Source organism: Gilliamella sp. Nev3-1, assembly GCF_001690435.1.
GTDB lineage: Bacteria > Pseudomonadota > Gammaproteobacteria > Enterobacterales > Orbaceae > Gilliamella > Gilliamella apicola_C.
Map to the genome: position 1 here is coordinate 1 of NZ_LZHN01000049.1, position 15,123 is coordinate 15,123.

The following is a 15,123-nucleotide window of genomic DNA, read 5'->3' on the forward strand; positions in this document are numbered from 1 at the left end:
TAGTTTATTATTACGTGATAGTTCATTTATCTTTGTTTGTACGTCGAGTATTTCATTTTTGATTGAGTTATAGCGATGCTGACAATCTGTTAATTCTGTTTTGACAACGCTTTGCTTCGCTTTTAATTTTTGTAATTGAGTTTGATATTTCTTTAGAGTATTACTATTCATAATTCGCCTAATTCCTCTACATAAATCAGTATATTACGTCAATGCTCAGCATTACATAACCATCCCTCAAATACTCAGCATCATCTAAAATGTGAGAGACAATAACGCTACATTGATTGCCAGTTCGATTACCTAGCTCATCAATCTCATGCAACTTTAGAATATCTCCGACTTTGTAATTTCGGTCGTTGTAGCGTATTTCAGCCTTTTTTATGTCTTTTACAACATCCATAAAATACTCTGATTTAATTTTTAGTTCGTGTGTAGTCATGATTATTTCCTTTTAATTACAGCTTTTACTGGTTCGACCATACAGTTATCAGCAAACACTTCTCCTTGACCGCTAATAAGATTGATTGCGCATCCGTTAGTTATTTCGTGTACACCTTTAGATGAGCATTTGAAAACAAACGACAGAATAATCGGGTCTAATTCAATCTTCATATAAAGCTCGTTATCAAACAAGAAAACATAACCATAGTCGATATGTTGAAATTCGATTTTGCCGTGGTTAAATACGGATTCATCAATTTGCATAATTATTCCCATAAAGTATCTACGCTAAATAATCAGCGCAGATAGTTGTAATAAATTAATAGAATAGAGGGGGTGCTCGGCAGCTATTAGTGATTAACCGCCAAGATAGTTGATTTAACTAATTGATTTAAAATGGGATGTTGTCATCAAATGTATCTTGATGCTGTGTTGTTGTTTGTTGCTGTTGTTTTTGTTGTGTCTGGCTAGCGTTATTATTGTCACGACTACCCAAAATTTGCAATGTACCACCTATTGGGTTGACTACAACTTCAGTTGTATAATGATCGTTACCTGATTGATCTTGCCATTTTCTTGTTTGTAATTGACCTTCAATATACACTTGAGCGCCTTTTTTGACGTACTCGTTAGCAATTTCGGCTAATTTACCGAATATAACAACTCTATGCCACTCAGTGCGATCGCGGGTTTCGCCAGTTTGTTTATCTTTCCAACTTTCAGATGTTGCTATACTCAAATTAGCTATAGCGTTACCATTTTGCATGTAACGAACTTCTGGATCTTGGCCTACATTGCCAACTAGAATTAGTTTATTTATTCCACGTGCCATTTTTCTTGCTCCAGTTTTGTTTTATCAACGTCATATACTTTTTCGCTCACTTAAACCTTGCCGGCTGTAATTAACTTGCATTCTGAAATGTCATGCGCTTATGTATTAATCTAACTTTCTCAACGTCGGCAGCACAATAATCTGCAACCTGTTTTATTTTCCCTTCTCGCACCAAATCCCAGACTTTTGAGCCATCGATATCATCGGATTTTGGCTCTATACCAAGCGCCAAACAAACTTCATTTAATGACGCATAATTACGTTTACCTGCCCACTCCGTCATAGAATCAAATATGTACATATTGTTATATGATTTGTTATTTAGCGGTAAAAATGCCGGAGGTATAACATCTAAAACGATTGCGCGCTGATAAATAAATCGAAGATCGAAATTTTCGATATTATGCCCAATAAAATGCGGGGTTATATCTGAACTGGGTCTATAACGCTCAATTAAATCATTAAAAAATGATTGCAATATTTGTTTTTCAGATGATGCCCAGTCATCAAAATAAATTACTCGCACATTCTCATCATTGATTGCATAACCAATACAAACAATTTGACCAAAACCGCCGTTTAAAGCGGTTTTTCGGTAAACAATATCTTTGTGCTCTTCAATCCACGCATCAATCGCCTCTTGTTTCTTGTAATTACTAGGTGGAGTTAAATTATTCTGAATATGAGCTTTTAACTGCTTAGATTGTGTCGGAATGGTTTCTATATCAAAATAGATGTTAAATTTCCTCATTGCTATTTACTCTCTAGCTTATATTTATATTTATCACTCAATGACTTAAGCCGATCATCGGCACCTATTACAACGCAGCGATTGTAATATTTTGTATAAATCGTTTTTAATTCATCCATAGATTTGCAATTAATAGCCTCGCATTCGAATAGTGATAAAATATACTCAATCGGTAACGCCCAGTCGGGCAGCGTTGGAGTCTCCCACCAAATATACTTACTATCTTTTGTTCGAGTTCTATTCCAACCTTCAACCTTTTCTAGCGAAGCTTTAGCAAAACCTTCTTCTAAATCATAAAGATATCTACCTATTCCCCACTGAACGCCCGCGCGCTTCATCGCTCCAGATATGCCACCTTTAACAGCTTCTATCTGAGTGTTTTCTGCACCATCTTTTTTCGTTATCCACTCACCATTAATTTTGATTTTAATACTACACATAACCCCACCGTCTGGAGCAGGGTGATAATCGTTTTGCCAGTTTTCTTTTCCGCAAACTTCATCAAGTCGTTGCTGAATAGCTCTGTTTGTTACATACGCTAAAACCATACACCATGGCTTGTTATTAGAGATACCGCACTGTTGTACTCTCCACTCAATGTCTTTAGGGTGGAAAGGCGCGTCTAATTTAGCTAACTCCATGAATCACCTCATTTAAATGTGTGTTACTCTCTTGTTTTTGAACTTGTAAATTTGCTAATTCAGTTAAATCAACACGATATGCTTCTGCTATATCAATGATCATTCTTGATTGAATTGACAGCGAACTATAAACCTCTTCCCATGTCATAATTATTACTCCGTAGCAATATGTAACATCCAGCGAAAAAGCATAAATAGCCCGCCAAATGATAAAATCAAAGTACAAAAAAAAGTGTATATTTGCTCGCTCTTGTTTAGTTTGTAATCTTTGCTGAACTTATCGATTTGTTTTGAATTTATAAAATCTTTATTTGTCATAATCAGCTCCTTAAAAGCCCTCAAAAAAGGCAAACGGATGTAGAATGTGCTGTTTTTCCTGTTGTCAGAATGTTTGGCTATACTCAAGTGTGGCTTGTGAGTAGCAAATATCAGTTATAAATTGGTTGTAAAGGTCTGCGTCAATGCTTTTACTTTCTAGTTTTATTTTTAGTAATTCTATAATTTGCCAATCATTATCATTGTCAAAATTCTTGATTAATTCTTCAGCTCTGGTTTCAATCCATTCATCTTTAGCGTCTTGCATTTCGGTATTGTTCATCATTTTACAATAGGCATTTTCGTAATGCGTTCTCTACAGATCTATGTAATTGCATAGGTTACCTCGCATTCTTATATTTCAAACTCAAGCGCACTCTATGAATGAGTGCTTTGATTTGAGCACTGATTTAATCGTCTAAATCATTTTCGTATAAAGATAATCTTTCTCTCAATTCAGCAAGTGCAAGAGCTGATGCGACAATCGGCTGTGCGTGTTGTGACATCATTTCATTGAGATATGAAATAAAAGCTTTATCTGTTATAGGTTTCAAACTTTTTGGGTCGTACTCTACTTGTGTTTTCGAGAATAAATCCCCGTTATCGTCAATTTCGACAATTAGCTTTATTCCAATTTCTTTTTTAGCCATGTTTTACCTCTTTGTTATCAAATTAAATAACTCTCCGTGAAAATTATTTAATTTGATTTTTATTGTGTCTTATTGCCGTTCTTCATGAACCCGCCAAGCACCCGACGCAGGGTTTAAAGTCGCGCCGTTCGACTATCTATCAAAATCGTTCTATTGCTTAATTGTTTGTTAAGTTGATTTGTTTTGATGAAATGATAATACAGTTAAAACTGTTATAAGTAAACAGATAAAACTGTATTTTTAACTGTAATTAATTTGTTTGATTATTTTTTAATCAGAAAGGTGTTCTAAAGTTGTGGTGGGGAATTTCAGGCGTGAAAAAACCCGCATGAAGCGGGCTAGGTTAGCTGTTTTAATATGTTAATTATAAGTCTTCATTTGTGTACCAGCAGCATTAAATATATGATCGTAATACGTTGACATATCTTCATTGCTATTAATATTGAATATTGAGTCCGCATAATTATCTATAAGATTTAATTGTGGTATTAATTTTTTATCTTGTTGACTGTCAACGCTAGCGTAAATTACAAATGAATTAACATTTCCAGATAATATACTTTTGGCTTTCGAGATTGTTATAGCTTTCAAGGCTGATTCCCCTGTTTTTTGTTTGTTATTGTCAGTTCTTAAATCAAGAGTTTCAGTTAAGTGGTAAGCGCCATTTTTGAGCAATAATTCAGCATATATACCTTCACCTTCAGCTATTGGATAATTAGTTACTACTCTATGATTTGAAATATCAGATAGGTCTCTTCCTAAAATTCCGGCTTTATCAAATATATTCTTTAGTTGTGTGATAATTCTTTTATTTTGAGTGTTCCTTTTTTGTAATCGGGGCGACGTGACGTATTTTTCAAACAAAATATCAACTTGTTTTTCATAGGTCATACTTTCCCTTAAAGTAAACATCCCCGGACTTGATATAACTATTGAACCAGAGAATAACTTATAGAAATTTTCAGAGTCTGTGTTTAATTGATATAACCAATTAAGATCTTCTGTAAAATCTTGTAATGATTCTAACGTTAAATTTTTTGTTATGGCTTGTATTTTGTTTTTCTGTTGAATCGTTCTAATATCTAGGCTGTCATTAAGATAAATAATAATACCAACATTAATAATCTCACCTTTAACATGATCAGGCGATAGCTTTATAATGCTATATTTATATTGATTCATTTTTTATCTCCTCTATAACCAAATCAATTTTACTTAATCTAGCTGGACTTTGCCACCAATCAATTAAATTAATTTTTAACTCTTCATTAACCCACTGGCTTGGCATTTTGCTAAAAATATCATCAATTTTGCTTACATCTATTAATTTTAATTTACCTAATATTTTTAGTGCGCTTGTTGTGTATTCATCTTTTATTCCCGTTATTTTTTTTATGTAACTCCAAGAATTCGATGTGTTACAATTTGGGAATGCACTAAGATCTATCTCTTTTGGCCAACCTAAAACAAGTGATGATAGACTGAAGTCAAAAGCTTGAATATCAAATGAATTACTTCTATTTACAACATACAAATAATTATTAATATGTCGATCCATATTGTAAATAAATAAATCAAAAGCATGTATAGACCATAATTGTTTTTTTAATTGTTCACTTGCATTTTTTATTCTATTTAACCAACTTACTCCATCTAAAATGGCTTTATCGCAAGCTAACTCTATTCTTGAGCCAAAATAGTAATTGCCATTATTTTTATCTAATAATATTTTATAGTTAGGAATAGGTAGCCCGCAAATTTCAGCTAAATTTGAACACAACCATTCAGCGGCAGGGATCTGATTTGGGTGAGGAACTGAAACACGTTCGTTGTAACCATCATGAATACCTTTTGCAGCATATTCTTGCCCATCATCAGCAATAACAAACATTTTTAAATGAGCTGTAATGGTATTAGCTGGTGCCTTGTCTGTTATTTCTAAAGCAAACAAAGAACTTTGTTCCATAGTTATTCCTTACATTATTCAAATTATCTATTTTATCCAAAAACCGCCGAAGCGGTTAGCCGTGTTTTATTTTGAACTATTATCTTTTACGTCTAAATATTCTGTGCTCAACCATTGTGCCAACTATTCTTATTTGCTGGGTTAATGTACTCATTGTTGTATAGTCAGGATTTAACGGAATCAGCTCAAATTGCATTCTTTCATGTTCATCATATCCTAACTCTCTATATTTCTTGAAAGTAGCTTCTGATTCGCCATTCATTGCAACAACAAATTCACCAGGAATTGGTTTAATGGCTGGATCTATAATGATAACATCACCTTCTTTGAATTCTGGCTCCATTGAGTCGCCTTTTATTTGTAATGCAAATGCTTTATCTGATAATTCCAATGAAGTCATAATGTATTCAAATCCTGTTGAATCTCTTAATTCGCATGATTCAGTCCAAACTCCTGCTTGAACATAACTAATTAAAGGTACTTGGCGAGCCTTTAGTGCTATAGGTTCTACATTTTTTACTTCTTTCTCTTTTCCGCTTAATAGCCATACCATATCGCATTTGAGAGCAACAGATATTTCATATAAATAGCGAGGTTTTTTTACTTCTCCACTTTCAATCGCTTGATAAGATTGTTGTTTTATTCCAACTTGTGAAGCTACTTGTTCCTGCGTTAAGTTCAATTCTTCTCGTCTGGCTCTAATTCGTTGACCAAGATTATTCATTTTAAAAATCTCCATTGTTATAAAAAAAATAATACAGATAAATCTGTAATTGACAAACAGTATAAACTGTTATTTAATACAGTTATAACTGTTAATATTTAGTAAGGGCAAATATGACAATTGGAGAGCGAGTTAAACAAAAGAGAATTGAGCAAAATATAAGTCAATCTTTTTTAGCCGATTTGGTTGGTATGAAACAACAGTCAATCAGCGATCTAGAATCTGGAAACATAGAAAAACCAAGGAATATCGTAGAAATCGCTAAAGCTTTGAATTGTTCGGTTGAGTGGCTGTATTACGGTAATCAAACTAATTCGAGGTAATTATGAGTACATCAAACAATGAAAGTACACAAAGCCAATGCGCAAAAATATTAAACCATTTGCAAAGCGGTAAGACCATTAATCCATTACAAGCATTGAATCAATACGGTTGCTTTAGACTTGGAGCGCGCATTTATGATTTAAAACAGGACGGATTTAACATTGATAAGCGAATGGTTACAGCGGAAAACGGTAAGAAATATGCTGAATATTCTATGAGGGTTAATTGATGAGTAAATTCATATCAAACTCATTTCAAGTGCCAAACGCTGTTATTGATGAGCTAATGGCTGATATGTCAGCTAATGCGTTACGTTGTTATTTGCTGATTACTCGTAAAACAACGGGATGGGGTAAAACAAGCGATAGGATTAGCGTATCACAATTTATGCAATATCTTGGAATAAAAGACAAGCGCACGATTTATGCTGCTCTATCTGAATTAAAAAATTTAGGTTTGATCAACGCAATTAAAAACAACGGTGAAATTACTGAATATTCACTAGTACTGGAACCATCAGAACCAGTATCAAAAAATGCAGGTACAAAAAATGATACTGGTAGCAAAAAATGCATAGAACCAGTGACAAAAAATGTTACTACCACCAGTGACAAAAAATGTCACTCTACAAAAGACACTATTAAAAACAATATTACAAAAGAAAATAATATTGATTTTGATTTGGTCATGGATGCATACAACGATGCTGTAGAAAACAGATTGCCACAGATTCAAAAAATGACTACTGCACGAAAAAATCTAGTTAAAAAATTTTTTAAAGACAACAAAAAACTAAATATCAATGATTTGATTAACTATTTTTATGATTTTGTAGAAAGAGCACCAGCTTGGATGTTTGGTGAAAACCAGAGAAACTGGGAGGCTAAATTTGAATACATTGTTAAGGATGAAACTTATACAAAATTCAAGGAGGGTACGCTATGAACGTGATCCCACATGACTTAGTTGCTGAACAAGCTGTGCTTGGCTCAATGATGTTAGATTTTCAATCAGATCGCTGTCAAAAAGCAATCTATTCATTGAAGCCAGAATCATTCTACAGCAGACATCATCAAGTTATTTTTGCTGAAATGCTTGAATTAAATCGTAAAAACTACCCAATTGACCTGATTACATTGTCAGACAGTATGGAAGCAAAAGGAACTTTGAAAGATTGCGGTGGTTTAGCTTATCTGGCTGAATTATCCAAAAATACGCCGTCGATGATCAACGTTACAGCTTATGCTGGAATTGTTCGAGACAAAGCGATTGAACGCTACACATTGCAAAAATTAAACGACTGTAGCGCTATGATTTTTGAGAAATCAAATCTATCTACTAGCGACAAAATATCGGCTATTCATGCGCTATTTACGCAAATTGATGACTATAACAAAACTGGAAAAGTTGCAGGTTTGAAATCACTGAAAACCATTTCTGAGCAATGGGTCGAAACATTAGAGCAACGTTTAGAAAACGCTGATAGCGCACGTGGTTTATCAACTGGAATTAAAGCGTTAGATGAAAAATTAGCGCCTAAAGGGCTTGTTCGCGGTTCGTTATTTGTTGTTGGCGCTCGTCCAAAAATGGGTAAAACCACATTCGAGATCAACATGGCACGTAATTGTGCAATGAATGAAAAATTACCTGTGCTGATGTTTTCGTTAGAAATGCAAAACGAGCAAATGCTAGAGAATATTTTAGCTCAAGAATCTGGTGTAAATAGCAATATTTTTTATGACGGTGGTTTAGGTTCGGATTCTGAATTTGCGCGTGTTATGCATCATTTGAACGAGTTAACAAATAGCGACAATATCTACATCGACGATACACCAGCAATAACACTATCTCATGTTCGCTCTGAGGCTCGCAGAATGGCGAGAGAAAAAGGGCAAATCGGTATGATCATGGTTGATTATCTAACTCTGATGGAAAAAGAAAAAACAGGTGATGATACTCGCAACGATTTGGCTTACGGTGCAATAACTAAAGGGCTTAAAGCATTGGCTAAGGAGCTTAATTGCGTTGTTGTTATGTTAACTCAATTAAACCGTAATCTTGAATCCAGAGCTGATAAACGACCGATTCCAAGTGATAGCCGTGACACAGGGCAAATTGAGCAAGATTGTGACTACTGGGTGGGTATTTATCGTGATGCTGTTTACAACGATAACGCAGATAAAAACTTGATGGAAATTAACGTTGCTTTAAATCGCCATGGCTCAGGTAATTTTACTGTTTTTGCAGGTATTAACAATGGGCGTATTTATAACGTAGATCAACTGGAATCGCAGGCTAGAGCAAATCCAGAGCCGGCAAAAAAAGAGCGTAAATATGCGCGAGCAGGTTAACCACTGCCCACTCGGTATTAATCACATGCTCGACAAAATAGCGTATGACTATGTGAGAGCGATAAGAGAACCAGAAGCAAATACGGCAAAGATTAAACGGCAATTAGCAGAACGAGTTAAAAAATATTCAGAAGAAGACAAAATTAAATTGAGGGAGTTGATACAGAAATGGCTTACAAAATAACAGCAACAATCATAAAAGACGGACACCAACCGATAAATTGGACGCATTTTACTAATGAAGAATTAACAGTCGAACAATGTATTAAAAAGCTATCAAACGGTAAAAAGAATTCTTTTGGGTGGAAAGTAAAAGAGCTAATTCGGCTTGATAACTTTGAGTGCGTGAGGGTTTAAGGATGACTAAATTAACACAGCAAAAGTTAGAAAAGGAAGTAGAAAGATTTAAAAAACATCTAATTACTCCAATTCCTGAGGGGATCGAAGATTATAAAAAAAATGAGTTTGTACAAAAAATTTTAAATCAAAATGTTGATTTTATTAGTTCTGCATTAATTGCATATCTAGCACGGGCTGAATTAGACGGGGGATCGGGTGATGAGTGACAACATAAAAAATCCAAAACACTATCAAATAATCGAAGGCATCGAATCTATCGACATTATCGCTCGAAGCATGACTGTAGAGCAGTTCAGGGGCTTTTGTCTCGGCAACATTTTGAAATATCGAATTAGAGCGGGCAAAAAAGATGCGTTAGAGCAAGACATTGCAAAGGCTAATGAGTACGAGAAGATTTTTGAAAATAAAAAGCGTTTGTGCGTTGACGCCGTTAACAGTTGAGTATTCGAAGTGATAAACAATGAAACATCTTTTTATTAAACAAGCAGGCGGCGTACTAGTGCCAGCATCAGATGCCGAAGCTGACAAAATGACACGGTACCAAACGGGCGAAGCTTGCGAGGTTGAAATAAAACTTTGGCGTAATCCGCATTTTCACCGCAAGGTTTTTGCATTTTTTGGGTTTTGTTTTCAACACTGGTCTGCTGATAAAGCAGGACTGGAGCACATGAGTGAATCAGCGCAGTTCGATAGATTTAGAAAGGATTTAACTATTTTAGCGGGTTATTACGAGCAAACAGTTAGATTAAACGGTGATATACGAACAGAAGCGCAAAGCCTCGCTTACGGAAATATGGAGCAAGACGAGTTTGAGAGAGTTTACAGCGCATTAATAAATGCGGCATTAAAGCATCTTTTTGGTAAAACCACAGACCAAAACATAATTAATCAGCTTTATGCGTTTTTTTAATCAATTATCAAAGGTAGCATGATGAACAAAAAACACAAAGAACAACTGAAACTATACGATGATAAAGAGCAAGAGTTAGAGCGAGCAATAGCAATAGTTAGAGAGCAACGCAGAGAATACATTAATCAGCATAATTTAAATAGAGTTAATGATGCCGAGAAAACACAAATTAATAAAAACTGATTTTAAATGCCCAGAGTGTAACGGAGTCTGTTTATATAACGTCGATTTAGATTTATTTGTCTGCAATAGACCGTTAGTTGGCGTTAACGGTGAGGTAAAAGGCTCTTGCGGCAAGTTTTACTTGAATAAAGAGAAATATAGGCGATGAAATCAGAAATAAAACAGAAAAAATGTAAAAACTGCGGTAAAAAATTTGCGTTATTTAACTCACTCGCCAAGGTTTGTTCAATTGATTGTGCTATTCAGTATGCAAAAGATAATAGGGTACAGGAGCAAACCAGAATTAAATTAACACGAATAACAAAAGAGAAAATTAAAACTCGGTCAGAGCATTTAAGAAAAGCGCAAACAGCATTTAATGCATTTATTCGAGAGCGAGACAAAAACGAGCCGTGTATCAGTTGTGGACGCTATCACACGGGGCAATATCACGCAGGACACTATCGAAGTGTCGGTGCGTGTCCAGAGTTACGATTCTGTGAACTAAATGTACATAAGCAATGTTCAGCATGTAACAATCACAAATCAGGGAACATCATTGAGTACAGAATTAATTTAGTAAAAAAAATAGGTGTAGAAAAAGTTGAATGGTTAGAAGGGTATCATGACCCGAAAAAATACACGATAGAGCAAATAAAACAGATTAAAGTTGAGTATAAAGAAAAGTTGAAAGAATTAAAAAGGGGGAATGATGAGAGAAACTAAAGACATTTTAACAGCGTGGAAAAACACCCGTATTTTAAAAAGAATGGGAACAGAATACCCATCAAAATCGGCAGGTATTGATGGTGCGCCAATGGATTTTGATTATCGTCAGTATTTAACAGAAGATGAAGCTGAAATTGTTGATAATGCGGTGTTAAGACTTAAATCCGATAATATTGAACACTGGGCTGTATTAACTTCTTTTTATCTTCGTGAAATTTCATGCAGTAAGCAAGCGAGAATATTGGGTAAAAGAACGGATGATATAACAAAAATTTTGTTTGCTGCTGAATGTTTCATTCGTGGTCATATTATTGAATTATTCCCAAAGGTGGCATAGTTGACAATGAACATAATTAAGATGTATATTGAAAAAACGTTAGCAAAATCTAACGTCGGGATTGGCGTCCTGAGCTAAATATCATCCGCACAAACTGCGTAAGCAGTTTTTCTATATCTAGTCTATGGTGGGCTAGGTGAGGGAGCTTAACCGCTCGCTGGATTCGGATGATTAACCAGTACGCCAACCTTGCTTAGTTCACCTCCAATATTGGCGTGTTGGTGGTGATTTATAAAATAACCAATCATCCGAGGTCAATATTATGACTAATCAAATTTCAGTTTTTCAATTTCAATCTTCTTATGAAGTTCGCATTCAATTAATTAATAACGAACCTTTCTTTTGCTTAAAAGATGTTTGTAGTGTTTTAGACATCAAAAACCATAAAGATTTATTAGCAAAACAGATTGATAATAAGGGGGTAGAAAAAATCTACCTCCCTACAAATGGCGGTAATCAATACGTTGTATTTATTAATGAGCCAAACTTATACCGAGTGATATTTAGAAGTAATAAGCCAGAAGCTAAACAATTTCAAGATTGGGTATTTAATGATGTACTTCCAACAATCCGTAACACCGGTGCATACTCAGTTGTTGATAAATCAAATTACATCACATCACAGCAATTGCAAGATTTAAAATATATCATTAATAATATTTCAAATGCCTTTTTCTACACTGAAGCATTCACGCAAGGAGTTTGGAAAATGGTACGTGACGCAACTGGTGCTGATAGTATTCAACATATAAGAAAAGATAGACTTTACTTAATAAGCGCAGAAATTGAAAAAATGTTAAAAGTAACTCAGATGTATTTAACGTTGAGGCGAGATACTGAAAGCGAAATTATTAAAAAGATTTTCAGGAACCACAACGATCAAGATATTATCATGTTCAATGTAAAACATGAACATGCCCAATTTTTGTTAAACATAGATAAGATGCATAAAATATACCTAAAAGATTTTAATAAAAAATTAATTGCAGATATCAAATAACACAATACAAAGGGCTTTACGCCCTTTTTAATAAAATAAATATTGATTATTGTATCCAAAAGTATACAATATTTAATAAATACAAGATTGGTGTATGTATGAATATAATTAACCAAACAGAAATTTTCGAAAACTGGTTAGAACGCTTGAAAGATTCTAAAGGAAAAACAGTAATAACAGCAAGAATTCGAAGAGCTGCTTTTGGTAATTTTGGTGATCATAAATTTTTAAGGGATGAAATTTACGAAATGCGAATTACTGTTGGTGCAGGCTATCGAGTATATTACGCAAAAGATGGAAATATTACTTATCTCTTATTATGTGGTGGTGATAAGTCAACACAAAAGAAAGATATAGACAAAGCGGTAAAACTTTGGAAGGAGATTAAAAATGGTTAAAGTGACGCAATTTGATGCGGCAAAATTCCTTAATACTGATGAAGAAAGAGCAATGTATCTTTCAGAATTTTTGCATGAGGATATTTCATCAGAAGAATTTATTGCAGCACTTAATGATGTAGCTCGTTCAATAGGTATGACAAAAATAGCAGAAGAAGCAGGTATCGGAAGAGAAAGTCTATATAAAACGTTATCAGCGAAAAAACCTAGATTTGACACTATGCTTAAAATTATTCATGCGTTAGGTATGGATCTACAAATCACAGCAACAAGAAAGGCTTGTAATATTCAATAAATACTTGACTGTACGGATATACGGATAGATAATATATATATGATGCGGTTTTGAACGCATAGAATTTAAGCCCACTGAAATAGTTGGGCTTTTTGCTATCCATATGTGAGTAATTTTATGAGAACACGAGCATATAGACGACACCAAGTTAAGCGATGCCTAGATAATAGAAAGAATGATTTTTATTCTGGTGATTCTAGAAAGTCGCTAAAAAGGCATATAACAACACCGACAGCTTGTTCTTGTTGGATGTGCGGCAATCCAAGGCGATATCTCAATGAGTTAACATTACAAGAACATCGATCATTACTGAATTTAAAAGAAAGCCTCAATTAAGAGGCTTTTTATTATCAAGGTAAAATTTCACGGCATCAACAATAAGTTGAGCTTGTGATACATCTAGGTTTTTACTTGCTTGTTCAATTAATGCGATATCATCAACGTGTAGTTTGAAGCCTTTTACTTTAACTCCTCGTTTTTGGTCACTTTTTGCTTGAATTTCTGTTATTGATTTTGCCATAAAATCACCTTGATTTATTAAGTGTCAATTGGTATATTTAAGGTCATCGGTAGGGCTTTCGCCCCACCTTTGATACTACTTAAAAAGCTGGGAAACTTACAAGTAGTAGAAGAAATATGATTAAAAATTTCATTTTTTCTTCTCCTTAAGCCCTCGTCTTAGGTCGGGGGTTTACCTTATCAAGTCCCTCACTTGATGGTTATAATTATAGGTTAACCTACAATAAAGGTCAACACTTTTATCTAAATGATTTTGATTTTTTTATAGATTTATTACCGAATAAAATTATTAAATGAAGCCGCTTAATTGCGGTTTTTTTATGTCCAAATTTCACATATGTCGTCGAGTCGTAACTGCGCCTAAACGGCAGAAGTTTAGGTCTATTTATTTCCACAGAATCGACAGCAAAGCTAGACACGCACACCACTCAATATAGCTAGTACGCTGTCACCTTATTAACTCATATGAAGAATAATAACATGTATAAATCATCAATCATGGAATGGTTGCAATCGAATGCGCCATTAATTTACGGTGTCATTCTATCCATCATTATAGCCTACGGTCGTTTAACATATGACGGGGTAGGCGGACGCCGTAAATGGGTTGAAGCGTTATTGTGTGGTGCGTTGTCATTAGCTGCTAGCAGTGGGCTAGACTATTTTGGCTTACCAGTTAGTATGAATCCGTTTATTGGTGGCGCAATTGGATTTTTAGGTGTTGATAAATTACGTCAAGTATCAAATTCAATGTTAAGAAAAAGGGTTGACAACAACGATGACTAAGCTAACTGAACATTTTACGCTAGAAGAGTTTACTCGCTCGACAACAGCTAGTAGATTAAAAATTGATAACTCTGTGCCTGCTGATTTAATGCCCAACGTGCAATTAACAGCTATTAAGCTGGAGTTGGTAAGAAAAGCTTTAGGTAAGCCAATTATTATCACGTCTGGATATCGCTGTCCTGCGCTAAATGCTAAAGTTGGCGGTGTAGCAACAAGCGCTCACACAAAGGGATTAGCGGTAGACTTTAAATCGTCATTCGGTACGCCTAAAGAGATTTGTCAACAGTTGGTTGATGCTGGGGTGCAGTTCGATAAATTAATTCAAGAGCATAATCAATGGGTGCACATTGGTTTTAGTCCGACACATAATCGCCAAATAGTGTTAACAGCAGCCAAGCAGGGCGGTAAAACGGTTTATTTGAGTGGTTTAAAATGAATAAAACATACACGGCAATAGCGATTATTTTTACATTTATGATTTATGTTATTGTTAATTTGTGTAAAGACAAAGAAGCAATTCAAAAAACAAACGATGAACTGCTCGGAAAAATCGAACAGTTAAATCAGAACATCGCTAAAAACAATCAAATCATAGCAGATAATGAGCAAAGCAAACGCGAGCTAGAAAA

The 15,123-nt window shown here is 34.6% G+C and carries 32 protein-coding genes; 19 read left to right on the forward strand and 13 right to left on the reverse strand.

Going from position 1 to position 15,123, the window contains the following annotated elements; genetic code table 11:
• Positions 1–196: 196 nt before the first annotated feature.
• From A9G40_RS07820 to A9G40_RS07865, 12 genes are all read right to left on the reverse strand, one after another.
• A complete protein-coding gene (locus tag A9G40_RS07820) occupies positions 197–442 on the reverse strand; it encodes a DUF3850 domain-containing protein (protein ID WP_065581715.1) in 246 nt (81 codons plus the stop codon).
• A 2-nt stretch (positions 443–444) separates the two neighbouring features.
• Positions 445–720: a hypothetical protein gene (locus A9G40_RS07825; RefSeq protein ID WP_065609673.1), complete on the reverse strand. Its 276-nt coding sequence runs from the start codon at positions 718–720 to the stop codon at positions 445–447.
• Positions 721–835: 115 nt separating this feature from the next.
• On the reverse strand, positions 836–1,276 hold the full coding sequence (gene ssb, locus A9G40_RS07830) for a single-stranded DNA-binding protein (RefSeq protein WP_065582595.1): 441 nt from the start codon (positions 1,274–1,276) through the stop codon (positions 836–838).
• A 70-nt stretch (positions 1,277–1,346) separates the two neighbouring features.
• Positions 1,347–2,027 carry a ribonuclease H-like domain-containing protein gene (locus A9G40_RS07835; RefSeq protein WP_065582596.1) on the reverse strand — a complete coding sequence of 227 codons (681 nt, stop codon included), beginning with the start codon at positions 2,025–2,027 and terminating at the stop codon, positions 1,347–1,349.
• Between the two features lie 2 nt (positions 2,028–2,029).
• The gene (locus A9G40_RS07840) at positions 2,030–2,668 is read right to left on the reverse strand and encodes a Rad52/Rad22 family DNA repair protein (protein WP_065582597.1); all 639 of its coding nucleotides are present in this window, start codon (positions 2,666–2,668) and stop codon (positions 2,030–2,032) included.
• A complete protein-coding gene (locus A9G40_RS14990) occupies positions 2,655–2,816 on the reverse strand; it encodes a hypothetical protein (RefSeq protein WP_176700457.1) in 162 nt (53 codons plus the stop codon). The genes A9G40_RS07840 and A9G40_RS14990 overlap by 14 nt, the downstream gene beginning before the upstream one ends.
• A gap of 5 nt (positions 2,817–2,821) precedes the next feature.
• On the reverse strand, positions 2,822–2,986 hold the full coding sequence (locus A9G40_RS14995; protein WP_176700458.1) for a hypothetical protein: 165 nt from the start codon (positions 2,984–2,986) through the stop codon (positions 2,822–2,824).
• Between the two features lie 64 nt (positions 2,987–3,050).
• The gene (locus tag A9G40_RS07845) at positions 3,051–3,269 is read right to left on the reverse strand and encodes a hypothetical protein (RefSeq protein ID WP_141675223.1); all 219 of its coding nucleotides are present in this window, start codon (positions 3,267–3,269) and stop codon (positions 3,051–3,053) included.
• Between the two features lie 124 nt (positions 3,270–3,393).
• The gene (locus A9G40_RS07850) at positions 3,394–3,633 is read right to left on the reverse strand and encodes a hypothetical protein (protein ID WP_065582599.1); all 240 of its coding nucleotides are present in this window, start codon (positions 3,631–3,633) and stop codon (positions 3,394–3,396) included.
• A 360-nt stretch (positions 3,634–3,993) separates the two neighbouring features.
• Positions 3,994–4,815 carry a DUF3037 domain-containing protein gene (locus A9G40_RS07855; protein WP_065582600.1) on the reverse strand — a complete coding sequence of 274 codons (822 nt, stop codon included), beginning with the start codon at positions 4,813–4,815 and terminating at the stop codon, positions 3,994–3,996.
• Complete coding sequence (locus A9G40_RS07860; RefSeq protein WP_141675224.1) at positions 4,802–5,584, reverse strand: HipA family kinase; 783 nt, start codon at positions 5,582–5,584, stop codon at positions 4,802–4,804. Before A9G40_RS07860 ends, A9G40_RS07855 begins: the two co-directional genes overlap by 14 nt.
• Before the next feature lie 94 nt (positions 5,585–5,678).
• Positions 5,679–6,323 carry a LexA family protein gene (locus A9G40_RS07865; RefSeq protein WP_065582602.1) on the reverse strand — a complete coding sequence of 215 codons (645 nt, stop codon included), beginning with the start codon at positions 6,321–6,323 and terminating at the stop codon, positions 5,679–5,681.
• A gap of 113 nt (positions 6,324–6,436) precedes the next feature.
• On the opposite strand from A9G40_RS07865, the gene A9G40_RS07870 reads away from it, so the two are divergent.
• The 16 genes from A9G40_RS07870 to A9G40_RS14710 all read left to right on the forward strand — a co-directional run bounded on the left by A9G40_RS07870 (position 6,437) and on the right by A9G40_RS14710 (position 13,525).
• A complete protein-coding gene (locus A9G40_RS07870) occupies positions 6,437–6,646 on the forward strand; it encodes a helix-turn-helix domain-containing protein (protein ID WP_065582603.1) in 210 nt (69 codons plus the stop codon).
• A 2-nt stretch (positions 6,647–6,648) separates the two neighbouring features.
• Entirely contained in the window at positions 6,649–6,876 is a 228-nt protein-coding gene (locus tag A9G40_RS07875) for a helix-turn-helix domain-containing protein (RefSeq protein ID WP_065582604.1), read from the forward strand.
• On the forward strand, positions 6,876–7,592 hold the full coding sequence (locus A9G40_RS14705; protein ID WP_065582605.1) for a replication protein: 717 nt from the start codon (positions 6,876–6,878) through the stop codon (positions 7,590–7,592). Before A9G40_RS07875 ends, A9G40_RS14705 begins: the two co-directional genes overlap by 1 nt.
• Entirely contained in the window at positions 7,589–8,998 is a 1,410-nt protein-coding gene (locus A9G40_RS07885) for a replicative DNA helicase (protein ID WP_065582606.1), read from the forward strand. The genes A9G40_RS14705 and A9G40_RS07885 overlap by 4 nt, the downstream gene beginning before the upstream one ends.
• Positions 8,982–9,182: a hypothetical protein gene (locus tag A9G40_RS07890; RefSeq protein ID WP_065582607.1), complete on the forward strand. Its 201-nt coding sequence runs from the start codon at positions 8,982–8,984 to the stop codon at positions 9,180–9,182. Before A9G40_RS07885 ends, A9G40_RS07890 begins: the two co-directional genes overlap by 17 nt.
• A complete protein-coding gene (locus A9G40_RS07895) occupies positions 9,167–9,355 on the forward strand; it encodes a DUF1187 family protein (RefSeq protein ID WP_065582608.1) in 189 nt (62 codons plus the stop codon). The genes A9G40_RS07890 and A9G40_RS07895 overlap by 16 nt, the downstream gene beginning before the upstream one ends.
• A 2-nt stretch (positions 9,356–9,357) precedes the next feature.
• Positions 9,358–9,564 carry a hypothetical protein gene (locus tag A9G40_RS07900; RefSeq protein ID WP_065582609.1) on the forward strand — a complete coding sequence of 69 codons (207 nt, stop codon included), beginning with the start codon at positions 9,358–9,360 and terminating at the stop codon, positions 9,562–9,564.
• Entirely contained in the window at positions 9,557–9,799 is a 243-nt protein-coding gene (locus A9G40_RS07905; protein WP_065582610.1) for a DUF3310 domain-containing protein, read from the forward strand. The genes A9G40_RS07900 and A9G40_RS07905 overlap by 8 nt, the downstream gene beginning before the upstream one ends.
• A 19-nt stretch (positions 9,800–9,818) precedes the next feature.
• Entirely contained in the window at positions 9,819–10,268 is a 450-nt protein-coding gene (locus tag A9G40_RS07910) for a DUF1367 family protein (RefSeq protein ID WP_065582611.1), read from the forward strand.
• A 21-nt stretch (positions 10,269–10,289) separates the two neighbouring features.
• Positions 10,290–10,451 carry a hypothetical protein gene (locus tag A9G40_RS15000; RefSeq protein WP_176700459.1) on the forward strand — a complete coding sequence of 54 codons (162 nt, stop codon included), beginning with the start codon at positions 10,290–10,292 and terminating at the stop codon, positions 10,449–10,451.
• A 144-nt stretch (positions 10,452–10,595) separates the two neighbouring features.
• Positions 10,596–11,156, forward strand: coding sequence for a recombination protein NinG (locus tag A9G40_RS07915; protein ID WP_065582612.1), 561 nt, complete (start codon positions 10,596–10,598; stop codon positions 11,154–11,156).
• A complete protein-coding gene (locus tag A9G40_RS07920) occupies positions 11,143–11,496 on the forward strand; it encodes an antiterminator Q family protein (protein ID WP_065582613.1) in 354 nt (117 codons plus the stop codon). Before A9G40_RS07915 ends, A9G40_RS07920 begins: the two co-directional genes overlap by 14 nt.
• Before the next feature lie 262 nt (positions 11,497–11,758).
• Entirely contained in the window at positions 11,759–12,496 is a 738-nt protein-coding gene (locus tag A9G40_RS07925; protein WP_065582614.1) for a BRO-N domain-containing protein, read from the forward strand.
• A gap of 98 nt (positions 12,497–12,594) precedes the next feature.
• Positions 12,595–12,894: a type II toxin-antitoxin system RelE/ParE family toxin gene (locus A9G40_RS07930; protein WP_065582615.1), complete on the forward strand. Its 300-nt coding sequence runs from the start codon at positions 12,595–12,597 to the stop codon at positions 12,892–12,894.
• Entirely contained in the window at positions 12,887–13,189 is a 303-nt protein-coding gene (locus tag A9G40_RS07935; protein ID WP_034945255.1) for an addiction module antidote protein, read from the forward strand. Before A9G40_RS07930 ends, A9G40_RS07935 begins: the two co-directional genes overlap by 8 nt.
• 117 nt (positions 13,190–13,306) lie before the next feature.
• Positions 13,307–13,525 (forward strand): hypothetical protein, encoded by a 219-nt coding sequence (locus A9G40_RS14710; protein WP_176700460.1) that lies wholly within the window; start codon positions 13,307–13,309, stop codon positions 13,523–13,525.
• Here A9G40_RS14710 and A9G40_RS07940 read toward each other — a convergent pair.
• Positions 13,518–13,709 carry a hypothetical protein gene (locus A9G40_RS07940; protein WP_065568181.1) on the reverse strand — a complete coding sequence of 64 codons (192 nt, stop codon included), beginning with the start codon at positions 13,707–13,709 and terminating at the stop codon, positions 13,518–13,520. The genes A9G40_RS14710 and A9G40_RS07940 overlap by 8 nt on opposite strands.
• Before the next feature lie 479 nt (positions 13,710–14,188).
• Between A9G40_RS07940 and A9G40_RS07945 the strand changes: the two genes are divergently transcribed.
• The 3 genes from A9G40_RS07945 to A9G40_RS07955 all read left to right on the forward strand — a co-directional run.
• Positions 14,189–14,494, forward strand: coding sequence for a phage holin, lambda family (locus A9G40_RS07945; RefSeq protein ID WP_081302152.1), 306 nt, complete (start codon positions 14,189–14,191; stop codon positions 14,492–14,494).
• Positions 14,487–14,930, forward strand: coding sequence for a D-Ala-D-Ala carboxypeptidase family metallohydrolase (locus A9G40_RS07950; protein ID WP_065582152.1), 444 nt, complete (start codon positions 14,487–14,489; stop codon positions 14,928–14,930). Before A9G40_RS07945 ends, A9G40_RS07950 begins: the two co-directional genes overlap by 8 nt.
• Positions 14,927–15,123 (forward strand): hypothetical protein (locus A9G40_RS07955; protein WP_141675226.1); only part of this gene is annotated, 197 nt, incomplete at its 3' end. The genes A9G40_RS07950 and A9G40_RS07955, both read left to right, overlap by 4 nt.